This window comes from Microbispora sp. NPDC046973 (assembly GCF_040644495.1).
Classification (GTDB): Bacteria; Actinomycetota; Actinomycetes; order Streptosporangiales; family Streptosporangiaceae; genus Microbispora.
The window spans coordinates 1-21,439 of sequence record NZ_JBEYWQ010000052.1; the positions used below are offsets into that span (position 1 = coordinate 1).

Annotated in this window: 20 protein-coding genes and 1 pseudogene; 10 read left to right on the forward strand and 11 right to left on the reverse strand. The window is 72.5% G+C overall.

Annotation, left to right across the window (positions count from 1 at the left end):
* Positions 1 to 930, forward strand: a pseudogene (locus ABZ860_RS41020) (DNA-directed RNA polymerase subunit beta); the annotation flags it as partial.
* Positions 931 to 946: 16 nt separating this feature from the next.
* Here ABZ860_RS41020 and ABZ860_RS41025 read toward each other — a convergent pair.
* Positions 947 to 1,900, reverse strand: coding sequence for a tyrosine-type recombinase/integrase (locus ABZ860_RS41025; RefSeq protein WP_357231623.1), 954 nt, complete (start codon positions 1,898 to 1,900; stop codon positions 947 to 949).
* Positions 1,901 to 1,998: 98 nt separating this feature from the next.
* On the opposite strand from ABZ860_RS41025, the gene ABZ860_RS41030 reads away from it, so the two are divergent.
* Complete coding sequence (locus tag ABZ860_RS41030; protein WP_357231626.1) at positions 1,999 to 5,064, forward strand: BTAD domain-containing putative transcriptional regulator; 3,066 nt, start codon at positions 1,999 to 2,001, stop codon at positions 5,062 to 5,064.
* Positions 5,065 to 5,081: 17 nt separating this feature from the next.
* Here ABZ860_RS41030 and ABZ860_RS41035 read toward each other — a convergent pair whose 3' ends face one another.
* Complete coding sequence (locus tag ABZ860_RS41035; protein WP_357231629.1) at positions 5,082 to 5,510, reverse strand: glutaredoxin domain-containing protein; 429 nt, start codon at positions 5,508 to 5,510, stop codon at positions 5,082 to 5,084.
* A 174-nt stretch (positions 5,511 to 5,684) separates the two neighbouring features.
* Here ABZ860_RS41035 and ABZ860_RS41040 point away from each other — a divergent pair, with 174 nt between their 5' ends.
* Complete coding sequence (locus ABZ860_RS41040) at positions 5,685 to 6,539, forward strand: helix-turn-helix transcriptional regulator (protein ID WP_357231632.1); 855 nt, start codon at positions 5,685 to 5,687, stop codon at positions 6,537 to 6,539.
* A gap of 70 nt (positions 6,540 to 6,609) precedes the next feature.
* Here ABZ860_RS41040 and ABZ860_RS41045 read toward each other — a convergent pair whose 3' ends face one another.
* Positions 6,610 to 7,608 carry an NADPH:quinone oxidoreductase family protein gene (locus tag ABZ860_RS41045; RefSeq protein ID WP_357231635.1) on the reverse strand — a complete coding sequence of 333 codons (999 nt, stop codon included), beginning with the start codon at positions 7,606 to 7,608 and terminating at the stop codon, positions 6,610 to 6,612.
* A 111-nt stretch (positions 7,609 to 7,719) separates the two neighbouring features.
* Here ABZ860_RS41045 and ABZ860_RS41050 point away from each other — a divergent pair, with 111 nt between their 5' ends.
* Positions 7,720 to 8,346: a TetR/AcrR family transcriptional regulator gene (locus ABZ860_RS41050; protein WP_357231638.1), complete on the forward strand. Its 627-nt coding sequence runs from the start codon at positions 7,720 to 7,722 to the stop codon at positions 8,344 to 8,346.
* Between the two features lie 24 nt (positions 8,347 to 8,370).
* On the opposite strand, the gene ABZ860_RS41055 is transcribed toward ABZ860_RS41050, so the two are convergent.
* Positions 8,371 to 9,204, reverse strand: a complete 834-nt coding sequence (locus ABZ860_RS41055; protein WP_357231641.1) for an ABC transporter permease — start codon at positions 9,202 to 9,204, stop codon at positions 8,371 to 8,373.
* Positions 9,201 to 10,247 (reverse strand): ATP-binding cassette domain-containing protein, encoded by a 1,047-nt coding sequence (locus ABZ860_RS41060; RefSeq protein ID WP_357231644.1) that lies wholly within the window; start codon positions 10,245 to 10,247, stop codon positions 9,201 to 9,203. Before ABZ860_RS41060 ends, ABZ860_RS41055 begins: the two co-directional genes overlap by 4 nt.
* A 76-nt stretch (positions 10,248 to 10,323) precedes the next feature.
* On the opposite strand from ABZ860_RS41060, the gene ABZ860_RS41065 reads away from it, so the two are divergent.
* From ABZ860_RS41065 to ABZ860_RS41075, 3 genes are all read left to right on the forward strand, one after another.
* Complete coding sequence (locus tag ABZ860_RS41065) at positions 10,324 to 11,091, forward strand: TetR/AcrR family transcriptional regulator (RefSeq protein ID WP_357231647.1); 768 nt, start codon at positions 10,324 to 10,326, stop codon at positions 11,089 to 11,091.
* A 167-nt stretch (positions 11,092 to 11,258) separates the two neighbouring features.
* Positions 11,259 to 11,798: a DUF2243 domain-containing protein gene (locus ABZ860_RS41070; protein WP_357231650.1), complete on the forward strand. Its 540-nt coding sequence runs from the start codon at positions 11,259 to 11,261 to the stop codon at positions 11,796 to 11,798.
* A gap of 13 nt (positions 11,799 to 11,811) precedes the next feature.
* A complete protein-coding gene (locus tag ABZ860_RS41075) occupies positions 11,812 to 12,618 on the forward strand; it encodes a cytochrome c oxidase assembly protein (protein WP_357231652.1) in 807 nt (268 codons plus the stop codon).
* Positions 12,619 to 12,677: 59 nt separating this feature from the next.
* On the opposite strand, the gene ABZ860_RS41080 is transcribed toward ABZ860_RS41075, so the two are convergent.
* Positions 12,678 to 13,838 carry a cation:proton antiporter gene (locus ABZ860_RS41080; protein ID WP_357231655.1) on the reverse strand — a complete coding sequence of 387 codons (1,161 nt, stop codon included), beginning with the start codon at positions 13,836 to 13,838 and terminating at the stop codon, positions 12,678 to 12,680.
* A gap of 9 nt (positions 13,839 to 13,847) precedes the next feature.
* Positions 13,848 to 14,330, reverse strand: a complete 483-nt coding sequence (locus ABZ860_RS41085) for a cation:proton antiporter regulatory subunit (protein ID WP_357231658.1) — start codon at positions 14,328 to 14,330, stop codon at positions 13,848 to 13,850.
* A 117-nt stretch (positions 14,331 to 14,447) separates the two neighbouring features.
* Here ABZ860_RS41085 and ABZ860_RS41090 point away from each other — a divergent pair, with 117 nt between their 5' ends.
* A complete protein-coding gene (locus ABZ860_RS41090) occupies positions 14,448 to 15,050 on the forward strand; it encodes an XRE family transcriptional regulator (RefSeq protein WP_357231661.1) in 603 nt (200 codons plus the stop codon).
* 10 nt (positions 15,051 to 15,060) lie between these two features.
* Here ABZ860_RS41090 and ABZ860_RS41095 read toward each other — a convergent pair whose 3' ends face one another.
* The gene (locus ABZ860_RS41095; protein ID WP_357231664.1) at positions 15,061 to 15,402 is read right to left on the reverse strand and encodes an MmcQ/YjbR family DNA-binding protein; all 342 of its coding nucleotides are present in this window, start codon (positions 15,400 to 15,402) and stop codon (positions 15,061 to 15,063) included.
* Positions 15,403 to 15,729: 327 nt separating this feature from the next.
* Between ABZ860_RS41095 and ABZ860_RS41100 the strand changes: the two genes are divergently transcribed.
* Entirely contained in the window at positions 15,730 to 16,980 is a 1,251-nt protein-coding gene (locus ABZ860_RS41100) for an amidohydrolase family protein (RefSeq protein ID WP_357231667.1), read from the forward strand.
* Entirely contained in the window at positions 16,973 to 17,317 is a 345-nt protein-coding gene (locus ABZ860_RS41105; protein ID WP_357231670.1) for a hypothetical protein, read from the forward strand. The genes ABZ860_RS41100 and ABZ860_RS41105 overlap by 8 nt, the downstream gene beginning before the upstream one ends.
* 75 nt (positions 17,318 to 17,392) lie before the next feature.
* On the opposite strand, the gene ABZ860_RS41110 is transcribed toward ABZ860_RS41105, so the two are convergent.
* Genes ABZ860_RS41110 through ABZ860_RS41120 form a run of 3 tightly spaced genes read right to left on the reverse strand, consistent with a single transcriptional unit; the run spans position 17,393 to position 21,412 of the window.
* The gene (locus ABZ860_RS41110; RefSeq protein ID WP_357231673.1) at positions 17,393 to 18,739 is read right to left on the reverse strand and encodes a dipeptidase; all 1,347 of its coding nucleotides are present in this window, start codon (positions 18,737 to 18,739) and stop codon (positions 17,393 to 17,395) included.
* Positions 18,740 to 18,795: 56 nt separating this feature from the next.
* Complete coding sequence (locus ABZ860_RS41115) at positions 18,796 to 20,064, reverse strand: ATP-grasp domain-containing protein (RefSeq protein ID WP_357231675.1); 1,269 nt, start codon at positions 20,062 to 20,064, stop codon at positions 18,796 to 18,798.
* A gap of 49 nt (positions 20,065 to 20,113) precedes the next feature.
* Entirely contained in the window at positions 20,114 to 21,412 is a 1,299-nt protein-coding gene (locus ABZ860_RS41120) for a cation:proton antiporter (RefSeq protein WP_357231678.1), read from the reverse strand.
* Between the last annotated feature and the right edge of the window lie 27 nt (positions 21,413 to 21,439).

Here is a 21,439-nt window from a genome sequence, read left to right on the forward strand (position 1 = left end):
CGCGTGTACGTGGCGCAGAAGCGCAAGATCACCGATGGTGACAAGCTCGCCGGCCGTCACGGCAACAAGGGCGTCATCTCCAAGATCCTCCCGGTCGAGGACATGCCGTTCCTGGAGGACGGCACCCCGGTCGACATCATCCTCAACCCGCTGGGCGTGCCCGGCCGGATGAACGTCGGCCAGGTGCTGGAGACCCATCTCGGCTGGATCGCCGCCCAGGGCTGGGACATCGGCGGGGTGGAGGAGGCCTGGGCCGAGCGCCTGCGCGACAAGGACATGGACAGGGTCGAACCCTGGACCAACGTCGCCACCCCGGTGTTCAACGGCGCCGGCGAACAGGAGATCATCGGTCTTCTGGGCAGCACCCTCGTCAATCGCGACGGCGACCGTCTGGTGATGCCCAGTGGAAAGGCGCGGCTGTTCGACGGGCGTTCAGGCGAGCCGTTCCCGCACCCGATCGCGGTGGGCTACATCTACATCCTGAAGCTGCTGCACCTGGTCGACGACAAGATCCACGCTCGCTCGACCGGTCCGTACTCGATGATCACTCAGCAGCCGCTGGGTGGTAAGGCGCAGTTCGGCGGCCAGCGCTTCGGTGAGATGGAGGTGTGGGCCCTGGAGGCCTACGGCGCCGCCTACGCGCTGCAGGAGCTGCTGACGATCAAGTCCGACGACGTGCAGGGCCGGGTGAAGGTCTACGAGGCCATCGTCAAGGGCGAGAACATCCCCGAGGCGGGCATTCCCGAATCCTTCAAGGTCCTCATCAAGGAGATGCAGTCACTCTGTCTGAACGTCGAGGTTCTCTCCAGCGACGGCATGTCGATCGAGATGAGGGACACCGACGAGGACGTCTTCCGCGCGGCGGAGGAGCTCGGCATCGACCTGTCCCGGCGTCCCCACGAGGGCGCGATGACCGTCGACGACATCTGAGGAACGACAGGCCCGGTCAGCGGGCGGCGCCGGGGACGCGAAGCCGGTCGACGGCCTCGCGGCGGCGCCGCTCTGGCCGGCGGTCGTAGCGTGCGGTGGTGGCGGGGGAGGCGTGGCCCACCAGGGCCTGGGTGGTGGCGAGGTCGACCCCGGCGTCGAGCAGTTCGCCGATGAACGTGCGCCGGAAGTCGTGCGGCGTACGGGGGGACGCCCCGGCGGCGGCCAGGCGCCGGGAGACGATGTCGGCGATGGCCTGGCCGGTCATGTGGGCCAGCCGCAGCCGCCCGCCCTTGTTGATGGGGCAGAACAGGGGGCCCGCCGCCCGGCCGCGTACGGCGAGCCAGAGGTCGAGGCGTTCGACGGCCTCCGCGGTCAGGTAGACCAGTCGCTCCTTGTCGCCCTTGCCGCGCACCCGCAGGGAGCGCGCGTGGGGATCGAAGTCGGTCAGGGTGAGCCCGGCGATCTCGGCCCGGCGGCAGCCGGTGGAGTAGAGCGCCGCCAGCATCGCGCCGTCGCGGCGGCCGGCGGGGGAGGGGTCGCCGTCGCACACCTCGAGTACGGCCGCCAGCGCCTCGGCCTCGACGTGCCGTCCCGCCGGAACGCGGGTGTGCTTGTATGCGGGCAGGTCCGCGGCCCGCTGGTAGTCCTCGCCGCTCATCAGGCCGAGCCGCCACGCCTCCTTCAGCACGCGGCGCAGGGCGACCAGGTGCTTGTTGACATGAGAGGGCGACCAGCCCTGCTCCCGCATCAGCGTCCGCAGCCGGATGGTGTGCTCGTAGCGGAGGAGTTCCCAGGGCTGACCGGCGCCGGTCGCCTCCGGGTCGCCGGTGATGAGGCGGGCGATGCGGTCGAGGCAGCCCTTCATCGTGCGCTTGGACTCGGGGCTCTGTAGCGCGTCGAGATACACCTGGTAGGGGTCGCGCCCTGGCTGCGCGGGGGTGTTCCGCTCGGGGACGGCGGGGGTGTTCATCGCCTCGATCCTACTATGAATCTACAATGTAAAGGCGCTGCGTAGTTACAAGATCATTTACAGCAGTAACCAACACCCTCAACGACAATGAGAGCACCATGCGAATCGGGATTCTCGGGCCGTTGCGGGTGACCGGCGCCCACATCAGGGGCGCCCGCCTGCGCGTGCTGCTGATCCGGCTCGCGCTGGAGCCCGGCAGAGTCGTCGCTGCCGAGAGACTCACCGGCGACCTGTGGGAGGAGCCGCCGGCGAACCCGGCGGCGGCGCTGCACTCCCTGGTGTCGCGGCTGCGTCGTGAACTGCAGCGGGGGCTCCCGGGTGCCGTCGTGTCGCATCCGGCCGGTTACCTGCTCGACGTCCCGCCCCAGGAGGTGGACGCGGCGGAGTTCGAACGCCTGGTGCGCTCGGGCCGGGCCGAGCGCGATCCCCGGCGCGCCGCCGTCTCCCTGCGGTCCGCCCTGTCGCTCTGGCGAGGTGAGGCGCTCTGCGACGCGGCGGACCTGCCGTTCGCGCGGGTGGCGGCGGCGCGCCTCGAGGAGCTGCGCCTTTCCGCGCTGGAGGCCCGGGTGGCGGCCGATCTCGCCCTGGCGGACGCGGCTGCGGCCGGAGCGCTGGTGGCGGAGCTGGAGGAGCTCGTCGCCGCGCACCCGCTGCGTGAGCCGTTCCACGCCCTGCTGATGCGAGCGCTGCGTGCGGCGGGGCGGCGCGGAGACGCGCTGGAGGCGTTCGAACGCGTCAGGCGGCGGCTGGCGGACGAGTTGGGCGTCGATCCCGGGCCCGAACTTCGCGCGGCCCACCTGGAGGCGCTGCGCGAAGCGTCTCCGGCGGCAGCCGTGCGGGCCGTACGGAGGAACGTGCCGGCGCCGGTGACGAGCCTGGTCGGGCGGCGGGAGGACGTGGCACGGGTGCGGGGTCTGCTGTCGGCCGCGCGGCTGGTCACGCTGACCGGGCCGGGCGGCGCGGGCAAGACGAGACTGGCGGTGGAGGTCGCGGGCGGGCTCACCGCCGCATCGGGTGTCTGGCTGGTCGAGCTGGCCTCCGCCGGGAATTCGGCGGACGTGGCCGCCGTCGTGCGGGCGACCGTACCCCGGGCGGCGCCCGAGCCGGACGGGGACGTCGCGGCACGGCCGGCCGCGTCGCCGCTCGACGCGCTGGTGGAGGCGCTGGCAGGCCGGGAGCTCGTGCTCGTGCTCGACAACTGCGAGCACGTGGTGGACGGCGCGGCGGCGGTGGCGGAGCGGTTGCTGGCGGGGGTGCCGGGGCTGCGGATCCTGGCGACCAGCCGGGAGCCGCTGGACGTCCCCGGCGAGCATCTCCATCCGGTGCGGCCGCTGGCGCTGCCCGATGACGGGGTGAGCGCGGCGCGGGCGCTGGAGTTCCCGGCGGTGGAGCTGTTCGCGGCGCGGGCGTCGGCGGCGCGGCCGGGGTTCACCGTGGACGACTCCGTGGTGGCCGATGTGGTCGCGGTGTGCCGGGAGCTGGACGGGCTGCCGCTCGCGATCGAACTGGCTGCGGCCCGGCTGCGGTCGTTCACGGTTCGGCAGCTCGCGGAGGCGGTGGGGGAACGGCTGACGCTGCGGGGCGGCCGTACGGCGGGGCCACGGCACCGCACGCTGCGGGCGGTCATCGATTGGAGCTGGGGTCTGCTGTCACCGGGGGAGCGTGTGGCGCTGCGCCGGTTGTCGGTGTTCGCGGGCGGGGCGACGGCGGAGGCGGCCTTGCGGGTGTGCGGGGCCGACCTGGAGACGGTGGCCTGTCTGGTGGACAAGTCGCTGGTCGTGGTGGCCGAGCCGGACGGGCCTGCGGACAGGGGCGCGCGGGTGCGTTACCGGCTGCTGGAGACGGTCCGGGCGTACGCGGCCGAGCGGCTGGAGGAGGCGGGCGAGGCGCGGGCCGTGCGGGACCGGCATCTGGGCTTCTTCCTCGAGACGGCGGAGGCGTCCGAGCCCGGGTTGCGTACGGCCGATCAGCTTCGCCTGCTGGCGATGCTCGACGCCGAGCGGGGAAACCTCGATGCGGCGCTGGGCCACGCCGTGCGGACCGGGCAGGAGCGGCCGGCGCTGCGGCTGTTCACGGCCAGGTTGTGGGCATGGACGGTGCGGGGACGGGGCGACGAGGCGGCCGGGTGGGCGCGGGCGATCCGGGCGGCGCCGGGTGATGCCGCGCCGCCCGGGTTGGAAGTGCCGCACATGGTGTGCGTGCTGCTGGCGTCCGACGGCCCGTACGCCTCGCCGGAGGCGCTGCGTGTGGTCGAGGAGTCGGGTCATCCCGTGGCGTTGTGGGCTTGGGTGGTGGGGGTCAGGCCCTCGGGCGGGGGCGCGGATCACTGGCGCAGGGCGCTCGCGGCGATGCGGGCGTTCGGCGATCACGAGGACCCGTGGGCGCGGGCGACGGCGCTGCTGATGGGCGGGATCGGGGAGTTCGAGTACGGCAGGGCGGGAGCGAGGGCGGCCGAGGCGTGGTTGCGTGAGGCGCTGGCGGGCTACCGCGCGCTGGGGGAGCGGTGGGGGCTGTCCCTGACGCTGTACTGGCTGTCGCTGGCGGCGGAGAACCGGGGTGACGCGGCGGAGGCGCTGGCGCTGCTGGAGGAGGCGGCGGAGCTGGCGGGGCTGATCGGGGGGCTGGAGGCGGTTCCCGTTCCGTTGATGCTGCGGGTGCGGCTGGCTCAGCTACGTGCCCGTACGGGTGATGTGGCGGGGGCGGAGCGGGAGCTGGAGCGGGCCCGCGAGGTGGCCGTCCGTACGGGGGATCGGGTGGCGGCGGCGCGGGTGCGGCAGGCCGCCGGGGAGGTGGCGCGGCGGCGGGGGGCGCTCGGTGAGGCGGAGGGCCTGCTGGTGGAGGCGTTGGAGCTGGCCGGCGGGCAGGCGGGTGTGCCCGAGCAGTTCCTGGCCACGGTTCACGTCGAGCTGGCCCGGGTGCGGGCGGAGCGCGGTGACCGCGAGGCGGCGTGGCGGTCGCTGCGCTCGGCGCTGCGGTCGTCGGGGCGCGCGGGTGACGAGACGGTGCGGGCGATGGTGCTGGAGGCGGCGGCGGAGTGGTGTGCCGGGGGCGGGGACCTGTCGCGTGCCGCGCTGCTCGCGGGTGCGGCGCGGACGCTGCGCGGGTTGGACGGTGTGCTCGGGATGCGCGTGGACGGGACGGCCCGCGTCCGGAGCCGCGGCTGAGGTTCGGCTGAGGTTCTTCAGGGCAGTTGCGCGCGCACCCATCGGGGGTCGGGGTTGACGTGCGGCTCGCCCGCCACCACCACGGTCGGCACGGTCTCGTCGCCGCCGGTGGCGGCCCGGACCGCGGCGGCGCCGTCCGGGTCGCGCCAGATGTCGACCCAGTGCATCCGGAAGGCGTGGCGACCGAGCCGGGTGCGCAGGCGCAGGCAGTAACGGCAGCCGGGGCGCCAGTAGACGATGGGGCGGCCGTCGGCCTCGCTGCGGCGCAGCGCCTCCGCCGCGCTGACGGACCTCGGGAACATCAGGGGGGACAGCAGGACGGCGCCCACCAGGAAGATCAGGAGCAGCGTGACGGCGGCGCCGGGGAGCCCCTTGGCGACCTGCCGCGCCGCCGCGGCGAGCCCGACGGCCAGGAACAGGATCGGCAACATCCATCGGCGCAGCATGGCGGTCACGCTAGCGCACCGGCCGGGGGTGTCGGTGGCCGAGGCGGGCAGGGTGATCTGCGGGATCACGAGTGCCGGGGGCGTGTGGCGGCGAGGAGGGGGCGAACTGCCTAGGATCGGCCCTCCTAGCGTGCACGGGACGAGAAGTGCGCCGGGAGGCCGAGGATTGATGACATGACGATGGACCGCGCCAAGCTGGCGGACTTCCTCCGCCGTTCCCGCGAGCGGCTCCGGCCGCAGGAGGCCGGCCTGCCCGCAGGACCGCGGCGTCGCACGCCCGGCCTGCGCCGTGAGGAGGTGGCCCAGCTGGCGGGGGTGTCGGCGGACTACGTGATGCGGCTCGAGCAGGCGCGCAGCTCCCAGCCGTCGGTCCAGCTGCTCAGCGCGCTCGCCCGGGCGTTGCGGCTGAGTGAGGACGAAAGAGATCACCTTTACCTGCTGGCGGGCCACCGCCCGCCCGAAGGCGCGCGCGCTGGAGATCACGTCCGTCCCGGCCTGCTCTATCTGCTCGACCGGCTGGGCGACACGCCGGCCCAGCTCCTCACCGACCTCGGCGATCTGCTCGCCCAGAACGCCCTGGCCGAGGCCTTGTTCGGGTGCGTGTGCACGGTCGAGGAACCGGACCGGAACATCGTGTGGCGCTGGTTCACCGATCCGTCGGTGCGCGAGCCGTACCCGGCCGAGGAACACGATCGTCTCGGCCGGCTGCACGTCGCGGACCTGCGCGCGGCCGCCACGCGTCGTGGCTACGATCGGCCCTCCAGCGCGCTGATCGACCGGCTCGGGGCGGCGAGCGAGGAGTTCGCCACGCTCTGGCAGCGGCACGAGGTCGCCGTGCGCCGCGGCAGCCGGATGCGGGTGATGCATCCGTCCGTCGGGCCGATCGAATTCGACTACGAGATGCTGCAGACGCAGGCCGCCGACCAGCGCCTGCGCCTCTTCACGCCGCCGCCCGGATCCGGAAGCATCGAGGCTCTCGAGCTCCTCCGTGTCGTCGGCCCGGAGACGGCCCATCGCAGTCACCGATGAGGGTCTGCCTGTACGGCCGGCGCGGGCCTCGCGCTCGGTGCGGGAGCAGGCCGGCGGCGTCACGGTCTGCTCAGGGCAGCAGTGCCAGCTTGCCCACGGTGGCCCGCGCTTCCAGTTCCGCGAGTGCCTTCGGCCCCTCGGCCAGTTCGTAGAGGGTGGGCCGGCCGGGGCCGAGCACTCCGGCTGCGAGGAGCCCGAGCATCTCTCCCATGACTTCGCCGAAGATCTGCGGCGCGGCCTGGATCAGGATGCCGATGTTCAGGCCGATGACGTGGATCTGATGCGTGTAGACGAGCTCCCAGTTGGTGATCGCGGCTTCCCCGCCGGCCAGGCCGTAGACGACGACCCTGCCGGTGACCCGCTTGGTCGCGGCCAGGCTGGCGTCGAGGGTGGCGCCGCCGACCGACTCCAGCACCAGGTCGGCGCCCGCGCCGCCGGTCAGTCGCAGGACCTCGGCGGCGAGGCCGGCGGCGCGGGAGTCGACGACGTGGTCGGCGCCCAGCGCTCGTACCACCTCGTGCTTGTCCGGCGAGGCCGTGGCGATCACCGTCGCGCCGTAGTGCTTGGCCATCTTCACCGCGGCCTGGCCTGTGGCTCCGGCCGCGGCGTGGATCAGCACGGTCTGCCCTGCCTTGACGCGGCCCAGTGGCTTGAGGGCCGCCAGCGCGGTCGGCCAGTTGACGACCATGCCCAGTGCCTGCTCGTCGGTCCAGCCCGGCGGCACGGGGACCGCCGCGGCGGCGGGCAGCACCATGTATTCGGCGAAGGCGCCGCCTGTGATGCCGACGCCGATGACGTGGTCGCCGGGCTTCAGGCCGGTCACTCCCTCGCCGGCGGCGGTGACTTCTCCGGCGCCCTCGATGCCCGCCAGATACGGCGGCTGCGGGCCGCCTGCGAACGTGCCGCGTGCCTGGGCGATGTCGACGAAGTTGACACCGGCGGCGGTGACCCGGATCAGGACCTCGCCCGGGCCCGGGCCCGGTAGCGGCGCGTCGTTGATCAGGCGCAGGTCCCGCGGGCCGTTGAAGGAGGTCTGCTGCAGGGCGCGCATGGTGGCGCGAGTGCTCACGGCGATCGCCTTCCTATTTGTTTGTCGAACGATAAACAACCCTGGCACGCGGCTCTCGCGCGGGTCAAGGTAAAGTTGATCGAACGACAAAGAAATCCGGAGGGACGCTGGATGGCCACGCGCGGCAGGCCTCGCACATTCGACCCGGACACCGCCCTGCGCACGGCGCTGGACCTGTTCTGGGAGCGGGGCTACGAGGGGACCTCGATCAACGACCTGGCCACGGCCATGGGAATCGCCTCGGCCAGCATCTACGCCTGCTTCGGCAGCAAGGAGGACCTGTTCCGTAAGGTCATGGCGCTGTACGGCACGACCTCGGGCGAGCCGCCCAGGCGCGCGCTGCGCGAACAGCCGACCGCACGCGCCGCGGTCCACGCCATGCTGCGCGCCACCGCCGACGAGATCACCCGCCCGGACGCGCCGCACTACTGCATGCTCGTCCTGGCCGCGCCCACCGGCGCCGTGGAGAACCACACGGTCCGGGAGTTCCTTGCCGATCTCAGGCGCGACATGCTCGCCACCATCGAGGACCGGCTCGCCCGCGGTGTCGCGGACGGCGACCTCACCGTGCCGCCCGCCGGCCTGGACGCCGTCGCCCGCTACTACGCCACCGTCGTGCAGGGACTGTCCGTGCAGGCCCGCGACGGAGCCACCCGCACCGAGTTGGAGGCGGTCATCACCTGCGCGATGGCCGCGTGGGACACGCTCACGTCCACGCCGTCACCCACCGGCGGTTGAAGCCGTGTGCGTGGCGGAGGGTGGTCAGCGGCCAAGGCGGCGGTAGCGGCGGACCGACAGCGGGAGGAAGACCGTGATGAGCAGCAGCGGCCAGACCAGAGCCATGACCGCGGCGTGCTCGGCGATCCAGGTGGTGCCGCCCGCCCCGGGGTTGCCGAACAGGTCGCGGGTGGCGGCCATGGTGGCCGACAGGGGGTTCCACTCGGCGACGGCGGCCAGCCAGCCGGGCATGGTGCCGGTCCAGGCGAAGGCGCTGGACAGGAAGCCGACGGGCCAGACGAGGATCTGGACGGCCATGACGGCTTCCGGGCCGTTGAGGGTCAGCCCGAGGTAGATGCCGACCCACAGGAACGCGAAGCGCAGCAGCAACAGCAGTCCGATGGCGAGGGCGGCGCGGGCGGGGCCTTCGTGCCAGCGCCAGCCGACGGCCAGGCCGCAGGCGATCATGACGATGAGGCCGAGGACGGTGTTGAGCATGTCCGCGACGCTGCGGCCGAGGACGACGGCGGAGGAGGCGATGGGCAGGGAGCGGAAGCGGTCGGTCACGCCCTTGGCGGCGTCGCGGGCGACGGCGGTGAAGGTGGCCTCGATACCGAAGAGCATGGTCATGGCATACATGCCGGGCATCAGGTATTCGCGGTAGTCGCCGCCGCCGGGCACGGCCATGCCGCCGCCGAACAGGTAGCCGAACATCAGCACGATCATGACGGGGAACAGCAGGCCCGCCACGACCTGGCCGGGTTCGCGGGCCCAGTGGCTGAGGTCGCGCAGGGTGACGGTCCAGCCGTCGGCCAGCGCCCAGCGCAGCCGCGCGGCCGCGGTGCGGGGGATCTCGGGTGCGGTGACGGTCGTGCTCATGCCGCGGCTCCCTGTCTCGTACCGTTCGCCTTGCCGTTCTCCATGCCGCTCTTCGAGCCGTTCTTCGAGCCGGTCAGGTGGAGGAAGACCTCGTCCAGGGTGGGCCGTCGCACGGCGATGTCCGCGACGGTGATGCCTGCGGCGTCGAGGGCGCGCAGGAGCTCGGGCAGCGCGGCGGACCGGTCGCGTACGGGTGCGCTGACGCGGCGGAAGTCGGGGTCCACATCGACGGACACGTCAGCCGGGCCGTCACCCGGGCCGTGACCCAGGCGGTCACCCAGGGCGCCCGCCACCCGGCCGGCGATCGCGGCGGCGGCGGGCAGGTCGGCGGCGTGGCGCACGACGACGTCGAGGCGGTCGCCGCCGAGCGCGGACTTCAGCTCGTCCGGGGCGCCCTCGGCGACGACCCGGCCGGCGTCGACGACCGACACGCGGGAGGCCAGCTGGTCGGCCTCCTCCAGGTATTGCGTGGTCAGGAGCACGGTGGTGCCCTCGGCGACGAGGGCGCGGACGGCCTCCCACACCTCGGTGCGGCCGCGCGGGTCCAGGCCGGTGGTGGGCTCGTCGAGGAACAGCACCGGAGGGGAGCAGATCATGCCGACGGCCAGGTCGAGGCGGCGGCGCATGCCGCCGGAGTAGTTCCCGACCGCTTTGGTCCCGGTGCCGTCGAGGCCGAACCGGGCGAGCAGTTCGTCGGCGCGGGCGCGGGCCGCCGCCGGGCGCAAGTGGTGGAGGCGGCCGAACATGACGAGGTTCTGCCTGCCGCTGAGGACCTCGTCGAGGGCGGCGTGCTGGCCGACCAGGCCGATGCTGCGGCGTACGTCGGCGGCCTGCCGTACGACGTCGAAGCCGGCGACGCGAGCGGTGCCGGCGTCGGGACGCAGCAGCGTGGTGAGTATCCGGACGGCGGTGGTCTTGCCGGCGCCGTTCGGCCCGAGCAGGCCGTGCACCGTGCCCTCGCCGACGGCCAGGTCGACGCCGTCGAGGGCGGGGGTGTCCCCGTATCGCTTGCGCAGCCCTTCCGCCGCGATCGCGTACGTCATCGTGATTCCTCCCATGCTTGCCGTATGATGTACCGTACAGCATACGGAAGCAGGGTGCGCATAGAATTCGCAGGCGATGACGGAGTACAGCTCGCAGGGAGACCCGGCGCGGAGTCTGGCCCTGCTGTGGCGGACGGGTGAGCGGACCGGGCGCAAGGGCAAGCCGGAGATCGGGGTCGACCGGATCGTGCGCGCGGCGATCGAGGTCGCCGACGCCGAGGGCCTGGCCGCGCTGTCCATGCGCAAGGTCGCCGAACAGCTGGGCGTGGGGACGATGTCCCTGTACACCTACGTGCCGGGCAAGGCCGAGCTGATCGACGTCATGCTCGACACCGCGTACGGCGAGCTGCCCACGCCCGCGGAGGTGCCGGGCGGCTGGCGGGGCAGGCTGGAGCTGATCGCGCGGGAGAACCTGGCGCTCTACCGGCGGCACCCGTGGATGCTGCAGGTGTCGTCGACGACCCGGCCCCCGCTGGGCCCCAACCTCATCGCCAAGTACGACTACGAGTTGCGGGCGGTGGACGGCATCGGCCTGGACGACCTCGAGATGGACTCGGTCGTCACGCTGCTGAACGGCTACGTGAGCGGCGCGGCGCGGGGCGCGGTGGAGGCGGCGCAGGCGCAGGGGGAGACGGGCGTCACCGACGAGCAGTGGTGGTACGCCCACGCGCCCTACCTGGCCAAGGTGTTCGACCCTCGGCGTCACCCGGTCGCCGCCCGGGTCGGCGCGGCGGCGGGCGAGGCGTACAACGCGGCCTACGACCCCGGCCAGGCCTTCGAGTTCGGCCTTCAGCGCGTGCTCGACGGCATCGAGGCGTTCGTCGCCTCCCGCACCGCCGGATGAGGTGCCGTTCGCGGACGCGGTGGCCGGCCGAACAGGACGCGCTGGTCAAAGAGTCGGTAGGCCCGGCGGCGGAGCCTCGCGTGCCTGCGTGACTACACCCTCTCGTCCGGGGGAACCTGCCCTGGCGGACATTCGCACAGCGGCGCGGAGGGGACGGAGGCACGGCGATGGCGACCACCGCGGGCGAGGCCCGGGCCGGTGTGACGCCGGCCAGTCTGCGGCTGCCGGGCATCCTGCTCGGGGTGGGGCTGGGCGGGTTCGTCGACGGCATCCTGCTGCACCAGCTCCTGCAGTGGCATCACATGCTGAGCAGCACCGACAGCGACCACATCGGGGTGAAGTACTACAACCCCCGCACCGTCTCCGGTCTGGAGATGAACACCGTGTGGGACGGCATCTTCCACGTCTTCTGCTGGCTCGCGGTGCTCATCGGTCTCGCGGTCCTGTACTCCAGGGTCACCCGCAACCGGCGCCGGGTGTGGGCCTCACGGGTGCTGTGGGGGTGGATCCTGGCCGGCTGGGGGATCTTCAACCTCGTCGAAGGCGTGCTGGACCACCACATCCTGGCCATCCACCACGTGCACGGCGGTCCCTACCAGCTCTGGTGGGACGTCGGTTTCCTCATCCAGGGCGCGATGCTGCTCGCCGGGGGCTACCTGCTCGCGCGTAGCGGGCGGTCCTTCGACCCCGCCGAGACCCCCGCCTGATGGACACCGCCTGATGGACCACCACGAAGTGATGGACCACGGCGCGCACGTCGCGGGGTTGTCCGGAGTGCTGCCGCCGGTCCTCGTCCTGCTCGTCTACCTGCATCTGGCCCGGCGGGCGCGCCGCCGCAACCCGGTCGTGGGCTGGAGCCGGTGGCGTACGGCCGGGTTCGCCACCGGGCTCGCGCTGCTGGCCGTGGCCCTCCTGCCGCCCGTCGCGTCCTTCGCCCACGCCGACTTCCGCGGCCACATGGCCCAGCACATGCTCGTCGGCATGTACGCACCGCTCGCCCTGGTGCTGGGCGCCCCGGTCACCCTGCTGCTGCGGACCCTGCCCGTCGCCGGCGCGCGGCGGCTGTCGGCCGTCGTGCACAGCCGTCCCGGCCGGCTGCTGACCCATCCGGCGACCGCCCTGCTGCTGTCCACCGGCAGCCTGGTGCCGCTGTACTTCACCCCGCTCTACGACGGGGTCGCGGCACGGCCCGCCGGGCACTGGCTGCTGCACGCGCACTTCCTGCTGTCGGGCTTCCTGTTCGCGTACGTCATCGCCGGTCCCGATCCCGCGCCCGCCCGGCCCGGCGTCCGGGCCCGCCTGGTCTCTCTCGGCTGCGCCATCGCCGTGCACGCGGTCGTCGCACAGCTGATGTACGGCGGCTTCTGGGTGGACGTCCACGCGCCCGTTCCCGAGGTGCAGGGCGGCGCGGAGATCATGTACTACGGCGGCGACATCGCCGAACTCCTCCTCGCCGCCGCCCTCGTCTCCACCTGGCGTCCGGAGCGCCGCTCCCGGCCCGTCGCCGGCCGCGCCGTACGGGCCTGAAACGCACCGGCCTGCCGCCGCGACGCGGGGCAGGCCGGTGACAGGGGAGTGCGGCGGCGTCAGGCGCGGCTCGCCACGCGGGTGAGGAGCGGCTGGACCAGGCGGGCCGCCAGGGGACCGAAGGCCGCCAGGATCAGGACGTACGCCGCCGCCAGCGCGCCCAGGTCGGGGTGGGCGCCGGCGGCCACCGCCAGCCCGGCGATGACGATGTTGAACTCACCGCGGGGGATGAGCGCGATGCCCGCGCGGACCCGTCCGGCGCGGGCGATGCCGGCGCGGCGGGCGGCATAGACGCCGGTGAGCAGTTTGGTGGTCATGGTCACCAGGGCCAGGCCCGCGGCCAGACCGGCGGCGGGCAGGATCTTGGTGGGGTCGGTCTGCAGGCCGAAGAAGACGAAGAAGACCGCGGCGAACAGGTCGCGCAGCGGTGCGAGCAGCGCCTGGGCGTCTTCGGCCAGCTCGCCCGACAGCGCGATGCCGACGAGGAACGCCCCGACCGCGGCCGACACCTGCAGCTGCTGGGCCAGCCCGGCGACCAGCAGCGCCAGCCCGACCACCTTGAGCACGAGCACCTCGGAGTTGGGGCTGGCGACGAACGCCTCGATGTAGCGGCCGAAGCGCAGCGCGACCAGCAGGACCACGCTCACCGCGGCGAGCGCGATGGCGACGGTGACCGCCCCGGCGACCAGGCTCAGGCCCGCCAGCATGGCGGTGAGGACCGGCAGGTAGACCGCCATCGTGAGGTCCTCGAACACCAGCAGCGACAGCACCACCGGGGTCTCCCTGTTGCCGATCCAGCCCAGGTCGGAAAGGACCTTGGCGGTGATGCCGGAGGAGGTGGCGTAGGTGACGCCGGCCATGGCGACGGCGGCGACCGGTCCCCAGCCGAGGAGCAGCGCCAAGACCGCGCCGGGCGTCGCGTTGAGCACGAGGTCGACCAGGCCGGCGCGGGCGTTGCCCTTGAGGCTGGTCATCAGCTCGTCGGCGTTGTATTCCAGGCCGAGGGTGAGCAGCAGCAGGATGACGCCTAATTCGGCGCCGGTGGCGGTGAACTCCTCGCTGGTGGCCAGCGGGAGGATGCCACCGGTGCCGAACGCCAGGCCCGCGATGAGGTAAAGGGGGATGGGGGAGATGCCGACGCGCAGCGCCAGTGCTCCGAGGATGCCGAGTCCGAGGACGACGGCGCCGAATTCCAGGAAGAGTATCGCGGTATTGTGCACGCGCTGCCCTCAGCCGCTGGCGAAGATGTCGGCGACGGCGGCGGTGCTGTCCTCGCTGCCCACCACGACCACGATGTCCTCCCCGGAGAGGACGAAGTCGGGGGCGGGGCTGGCGAAAACGTGCCCGGCGCGGGCGACGGCCACGATGGAGGCTCCGGTGCGGGTGCGCACCTGCGCCTCGCCCATGGGCCGGCCGGCGTAGGGGGAGTCCGGCGCGATGGGCAGCTGGACGCTGACCAGTCCCTCGACCTCGCGGTGCAGGGCGTTGAGCCGCTGGACGATGCGAGGGGCGCCGAGCAGCTCGACGAGCGCGTCCGCCTCCTCGTCGTTGAGTTTCACCGTCTCGCAGGCCCGGTCGGGATCGTCGGGATCGTAGATCACCAGGTCGCGCCGACCGGTGCGGTGGGAGACGACCCCGATGCGCCGTCCGGAGCGCGTGGTGAACTCGTGCCGCAATCCGATCCCCGGCAACACCGTCTGCTCGACATCCACGGCGCCGCTCCTCCGTTCCGATAAGTCAATACTTATCAAGGAACCTACCAAAACTGGACGGAGGTCTCATTTCAGCCGTCTCCGCAGGTGTCGTTACCGGTATGGCAAGCTGACGCCGTGGACGACGACCTCGAACACGCGCTTGTCTCGGTGGGGCCCCGGCTGCGCGCGCTGCGCCGGCAGCGCGAGACGACCCTGGCCGATCTGTCGGCGGCGACCGGCATCTCGGTGAGCACGCTGTCGCGGCTGGAGTCGGGCGCACGGCGGCCGACCCTCGAACTGCTGCTGCCCTTGGCCAGGGCCCACGGTGTCACGCTGGACGAGCTCGTGGACGCCCCGCCGACGGGGGATCCGCGCATCCACCTGCGGCCGGTCGTCCGCTACGGCATGACGATGCTGCCGCTGACCCGCCGGGCCGGGGGCATCCAGGCGTACAAGCTGGTGATCCCGGCGGGCAGTGCCAGGAGGCAGCCGGAGCCGAAGACCCACGAGGGCTACGAGTGGCTCTATGTGCTGAACGGGCGGCTGCGGATGGTGCTCGGCGAGCAGGATCTGGTGCTGTCACCGGGTGAGGCGGCCGAGTTCGACACCCGGCTGCCGCACTGGTTCGGCGCCGCCGACGCCGACGCGGTCGAGTTCCTCAGCCTGTTCGGCAGTCAGGGCGAGCGCGCCCACCTGCGCGCCCGTCCCCGGACCGGGCAGGAGCGATCCGGCTCCTGAACGGGCCCGGTCAGTTTCCGAGGTGCGCTGCGGCGACGCGTTTCGGCACCACCATGCGCCAGGCGTCGGTCACGATCTCGGCGAGCTCGACGGTGTCGAGCGTGGCGAGGCGCACGCGCACCCAGTTGTACCGCTCGTCCGACGGTATGGGCATGAGGAACCTGTCGGGGTCGGAGGCGACCAGCGCCGCGCGTTCCTCCTTGGGGAAGGCGAAACCCATGAGCGTCTCGTCGCGGGACAGCGAGACGTAGACGATCCGCCCGACCCGGAACTTGATCCGGTCACGGATCAGATGCTCGCTGGTGCGCGGCAACGACATGGCCACCTGCCGCACGTCCTGAGTGGTCACCACGGTCGCCTCCTGACAGGTGCGTGCGGACGGTGCGGCCCACTATAGCGGCGGGCACCGCGGCGAGAGCGTGTGTCGATGGCAATTCGGCCCGGCGGCCGCGCGTGCTCGGGCGGGGGTGAATTCCGAAAACAGTCTGTTCCGCGTCACGGGGTGCGCCGGAGGTGAATATTTCCGGGTTATCGGGAGGCAATCGCACCGTCCCCATCCGTGATTCTCCGGCCCGATTCCGGTCCGGAGCAGGAATGCGTGGCGGCTGCATATTCCGATGGAAATGACAAGAGCGTTCGGCCGTTGTGGTCCGATAAGCTGTTTGATTAGCTTCCGGTCATGGCGCGAAGAATCGAAGCGGAGAAGTTGATTCCCGGGTCCGGAAACCCCGTCGAAAACGGTGTGGTCGTTTTCGACGACGACGTGATCCGGTACGCCGGTCCGGCGGCGGACGCCCCTGAGACCCCCGGCGTGACTCCTGTCCGGGCACGGACGGTGATGCCCGGCATGTGGGACGCCCACGGCCATTTCATGGGTCTGCGCTCGGCGGACTTCCACCTGCTGCCGCAGGAGCCCATCGCTCTGCGCGCGGCCCGGGTCGCCGGGGACCTGCGCGCGGCGCTCGACGCCGGCATCACCTCGGTCCGGGAGGTCGGCGGGCTCGGCATCCACATGGTGCGGGGCATCGCCGAGGGGACCATCCAGGGCCCGTCGGTGTACGCGGCGGGGACGACCCTGTCGACCACCGGCGGCCACGGCGACCTGCACAGTTTTCCGACGCACTGGGTCGTCGACTTCGGGCATCTGGGCGGTGAGCTGCGCCTGTGCGACGGTCCCGACGACTGCGCGCGCGCGGCCCGCGAGCAGCTGCGCCGCAACGCCAAGCTGATCAAGGTGTGTGCCTCGGGGGGCGTGCTGTCGGAGGTGGACCACCCCATCCATCAGCAGTTCACCCACGCCGAGCTGCGTGCGATCGTCGAGGTCGCCGGGATGGCGGACCGGATCGTGGCCGCGCACTGTCACGGCAAGCCGGGCATCATGGCGGCGCTGGAGGCGGGGGTCAAGACCATCGAGCACGGCACCTTCCTCGACGAGGAGGCGGCCGTGGCCATGCGTGAGGCGGGGGCGATCCTCGTCACCACCCGCACGATCTTCCAAGAACTGCTCGACAACGGGCACATCCTGCCGGACTACGCGTTGAGGAAGCTGCAGGAGACGACCGACCGGCACGGCGAGGCCATCATGATCGCCCGTGAGGCGGGGGTCACGATCGCGGCCGGCACCGACGTGGGCATGTCCGGGCCGGACATGCCCGACTCGTGGGGCCGTAACGGCCGGGAGCTGCCGCTGCTGGTGAAGCTGGGCCTGACTCCTCTGGAGGCGATCGAGGCGGGCACGGCGACCGGGCCGCTCACCCTCGGCCCTCAGGCGCCGAAGTCGGGCCGGCTGCAGGAGGGGTACGACGCCGACATCCTGACACTCGACGCGGACCCGCTGGCCGACATCTCCGTACTGGCCGATCCCGGGCACATCACCGGCGTGTGGAAGGCCGGCCGCCGCGTCAAGGGCCAGGAGGCGGACGATGTCTGAGTGGCTGCTTGAGGTCCGCCTGTTCACCGTGCGGCCCGGCACGCGCGAGGAGTGGCACCGGATCAGCCGTGAGGGCACGATTCCGCTGATGGGCAGGTGCGGGATCACCGTCATCGCCCACGGCCCGTCGGTCAACGACGACGACGGCTACTACCTGGTGCGGGCGTTCCGCGACGAGCAGGAGCGGGTCGAGCTCTCCCAGGCGTTCTACGCGACCGAGGAGTGGGCCCGCGAGTTCGAAGAGCCGCTGTCGCAGATGATGGCGGACTATCGCACCGCGGTGATCCCGCTGCCCCGTGAGGCGATCGAGGAGTTCGCCAAGCGCGCCACCGGATGATTCGTGGACATGCGAAAAGCGGATCCGGCCCGTGCGGGCCGGATCCGCTTTTCGCATGGGTCGCTTCTCAATGGGTCAGCGGCTCGGGGCGTAGGACCTCAGGAAGAGGGCCTCGGCCAGGGCCAGGCGTTCGATCTCGGCCGGGTCCACGCTCTCGTTGGGGGCATGGATCCGAGACCCGGGGTCCTCCACGCCGATCAGCATGATCTCCGCCTCGGGGTAGGTCTCGGCGAGGACGTTGCACAGCGGGATGGACCCGCCGTTGCCTTGAGCGATGGGCTCACGGCCGTACGACTCCCGCAGCGCCGCGCTCATCGCCGTGCGCGCCGGGCCGCCGGCCGGGGCCCGGAACGCGGATCCGGCGGCCTCCAGTTCGACGACCGCCGTGGCGCCCCAGGGGGCCACGGCCTCCAGATGCGCGGTGAGGGCCTCCAGGGCGGCGCCGGGCGTGATGCCCGGGGGGAAACGCAGGTTGAGCCTGGCGCGGGCGGTGGGCTGGATCGCGGCGGCCGAGCCGACGACGGGCGGCGCGTCGATACCGAGGACGGTGAGAGCGGGGCGGGCCCACACCATGTCGGCGGGCGAGCCGTCCCCGGTGAGCCGCACGCCGTCGAGGACGCCGGCGTCCCTGCGGAACTGCTCGGCCGGGTAGTCCACCCCCTGCCAGGTCTGGTCGCGGGGCAGGCCGCGCACGGTGGTGTTGCCGCTGCCGTCCCTGAGGGTGGCGAGCATGTGGATCAGGGCGGCCAGCGCGTCCGGAGCGGCTCCGCCGTAGGAGCCGGAGTGGACCGGGCCGTTCAGGGTGGAGACGGTGAGGACGACGTTGACCCCGCCGCGCAGCGTGTCGGTGAACGTCGGCGCTCCCACCTCGAAGTTACCGGTGTCGGCGACGACGATGGCGTCCGCGCGCAGCAGCTCGGTGTTCTTGGGCACGAACGCCTGCAGGCCGCCGGTGCCCTGCTCCTCGGAGCCCTCGGCGACCAGGGTGACGCCGACGGGCAGGTCGGGTCCCAGGGCGCGCAGGGCGGTGAGGTGCATCACGATGTTGCCCTTGCAGTCGGCGGCGCCGCGTCCGTACCACCGGCCGTTCTTTTCGGTCAGCTCCCACACGGGTGTGTGCCAGGCGGCGTCGTCCACCGGCGGTTGCACGTCGTAGTGGCAGTACAGCAGGACGGTGGGCGCTCCGGGCGGCGCGGGGCGGCGGGCGATGACCGTCGTGCTGCCGTCCTCGGTCTCGTGCAGCCCCGCGTCGGTCAGACCGGCCTCGCTGAAGGCGCCGGCGACCCATTCCGCGGCCTTGCGGCACTGCTCGGGCGGGAACTGGCGGGCGTCGGCGACCGACCGGTAGGACACCAGCTCGGTCAGGTCGGCCCTGGCCTGCGGCATCAGCCGTCTCACTGCGGTACGCAGGTCGTCACTCATGGTGTTCCTCCTCGTTGGCGTGCGGCGTGCTGATCGCGTGGTCGCGGCCGCGGTTGTCACCGGGGGCCGGGGGAGACGGCCGGGTCGGCCGCCTGGAGGGGAGTGACGCGCAGGGCGTCGCCGGCGGCGTCCAGGGCCGCCCGGCACTCCTCGACGGAGCCGCCGCCCGCGATGGCGAAGGCGACCCGGCCCCAGACGGTGCCCTTGGGGGGCGGGGACACGACGGCGCCCGGCGTCACCACCACCGTCGTCTGCTCCAGCCCGGCCGGCAGCAGCGACTCCTCGAAGGCGGCCGAGCCGATGACGGTGTCGTCCTCGGCGACGTAGAAGAAGCGGATGCCGGTGACCTTGGCGCGGCCGGCCGTCACCTTCGGCGGCAGCCCGCAGGCCACGGCCGCGGCCGCCAGGCCCGGGTCGACGCCGGTCGCCAGCATGCCGAGGTAGGGGATCATGTCGCCGCCGAGGCGGCCGTTGACCTCGATCACCTGCGGGCCGGTGCCGGTCAGCATGAACTCGCTGTGGGTCCATCCGTCCTGGAAGCCCAGGGCGGTGTGGGTGTCCTGCAGCGCCTGCAGCAGGTCCGGGTCGGTGAGCAGCGGATCGGCGGCGTCGACGTAGTGGCCGATCTCCTCGGCGTACGGCGGGTAGCCGACGACCTTGCGGGCGACGAACAGCGGGATCACCTTGCCGTCCTGGACGACCGAGTCGACGCTGATCTCCTCGCCGGTCACGCACTGCTCGACGAGCACCGGCTCGTCGCTCGCGTAGACGACGGGGTCCGGCGCCTTGGTGTCGCGGGTGAAGGCGAACTTCTCGCGCAGCTCGGCGGCGTTCCGCACCGTGACGACGCCGAGGCTGGCGCCCAGGCCGCGCGGTTTGAGCACGGCGGGGTAGCCGACCTGCTCGGCGGCGGCCAGTGCCTGCTCCAGCGTGCGCACCGGGACCGAGCGCGGCTGGGGGACTCCGGCCGCGTCCAGCGCGGCCCGGGTCTGGGCCTTGTCGCGCAGCCGCCAGACGACCGCCGGGTCCCCGTTGCGCAGCCCGAGCGCCTCCGCGACGTAGGAGGCGGCGTGGATGCGTCCCTCGTCCCAGCACAGGACGCCGTCGACGCCGTCCAGCGCGCGGGCGGCCCGTGCCATGGCGGGGCCGTCGAGGGTGCTCGGCACCACCGTCCAGCCGCTGAGGTATTTCCGCTCCCAGGTCGGTTCGGCCACGTGGAACAGGTGGATGCGGAAGCGGGTGCTGATCGAGCGGAACAGGTATTCGCGGTAGACCTGCATGCCGGTCGCGATGACCAGCAGCAGGGGACGCTCCTCCGTCGTCATGGGAGTGCCTCTCTTGTGAGGGGGGGGACCGTGCGGGAAGGCCGGTGGGTCACTCGCCGAGCAGCACCTTCTCCCGGTGCCGCTCCGCGTCGGTGGTCTGGATGCGCCGGCCGGTGTAGCGGAGGATCGGCGGGGCCATCATCGAGGTCAGGATCGCGACGAGGACGACGATCGTGTACATCTCGGTGGACAGCACGTGGAGCCGCAGGCCGATCATCGCGACGACCATCCCGATGACGCCGCGGGCGTTGAGCCCGGCTCCCAGGGCGAGCGCCTCCCGGTGGCCGAGCCGGCTGGTGCGGGCCCCGATGTAGGCCCCGGCGAACTTGCCGGCCACGGCGACCAGCAGTATCCCGACCGCCGCCAGCGCGACGACGGGCCGGGCGAGCGCGGTCAGGTCCATGCGCAGCCCCGCCGTGGCGAAGAACATCGGGGCCAGCACGGCCATGACGAACGAGCGCAGCGGCGCGAGCCGCCGGGCCATGCCGGCCTGCCCTGCGGCGGTGATCAGGATGCCGCCGAGGAAGGCGCCCAGGACCGCCTCGAGACCGAGGGCCTGGGTTCCCGCCGAGAACAGCAGGATCACCACCACCGCCGTCGTCACGCCCACTCCCGGCTCCCCGGACCGGGCGGCCAGGGCCAGGCCGGCCCTGACGAGCGGGCGCCCGGCGACGGCGGTGAACAGCACCACCCCGGCCAGAACGGCCACCTCGGTCGCGACGATGCCGGCGCTCACCCCGGTGGTGGCCATCGCCGAGACCACCGACAGCAGCAGCCAGCCGGCCGCGTCGTCGACCACGGCCGCGCTGACGATCTGCTGGCCGATGTCGCGATGGAGCAGCCCCATCTCCAGCAGCGTCTTGGCGATGACGGGAAGGGCGCTCACGCACATCGCGACGCCGACGAACCAGGCGAACACGGTGCGGTCGACGTCCTGGCCGGCCAGCGCGGCGGGCAGCGCGAACCCGGTCGCGATGCCGGCGGCCAGCGGGAGGAGCAGACCGCCGGCGCTGACGCGCACCGCGGTCATTCCCTGGCGTCTGATCTGGGCGAGGTCGATGGTCATCCCCGTGATCCCGACCAGGAGCAGGACGCCGAACTGCCCGACGGCGTCGAGCAGATGCAGCTGGTCGGGGCCGGGGGAAAACAGCCACGAGGCGCTCGCGGGAACCAGGTGGCCGGCCAGCGACGGCCCGAGGATCACGCCGGCGCACAGCTCGCCGACCACCGCGGAGGTTCCCAACCGCTGCGCCAACCGGCCCAGTAAGAGCGCCGAGCCCAGGAGCAGCCCGGCCTGGACGAGGAAGACGAGGAGCTGCTGGGCGGGGAGGGGAGGTGCGAGCGTCATGAGCGAGTCCTCGCAAAGGGGGGAGAA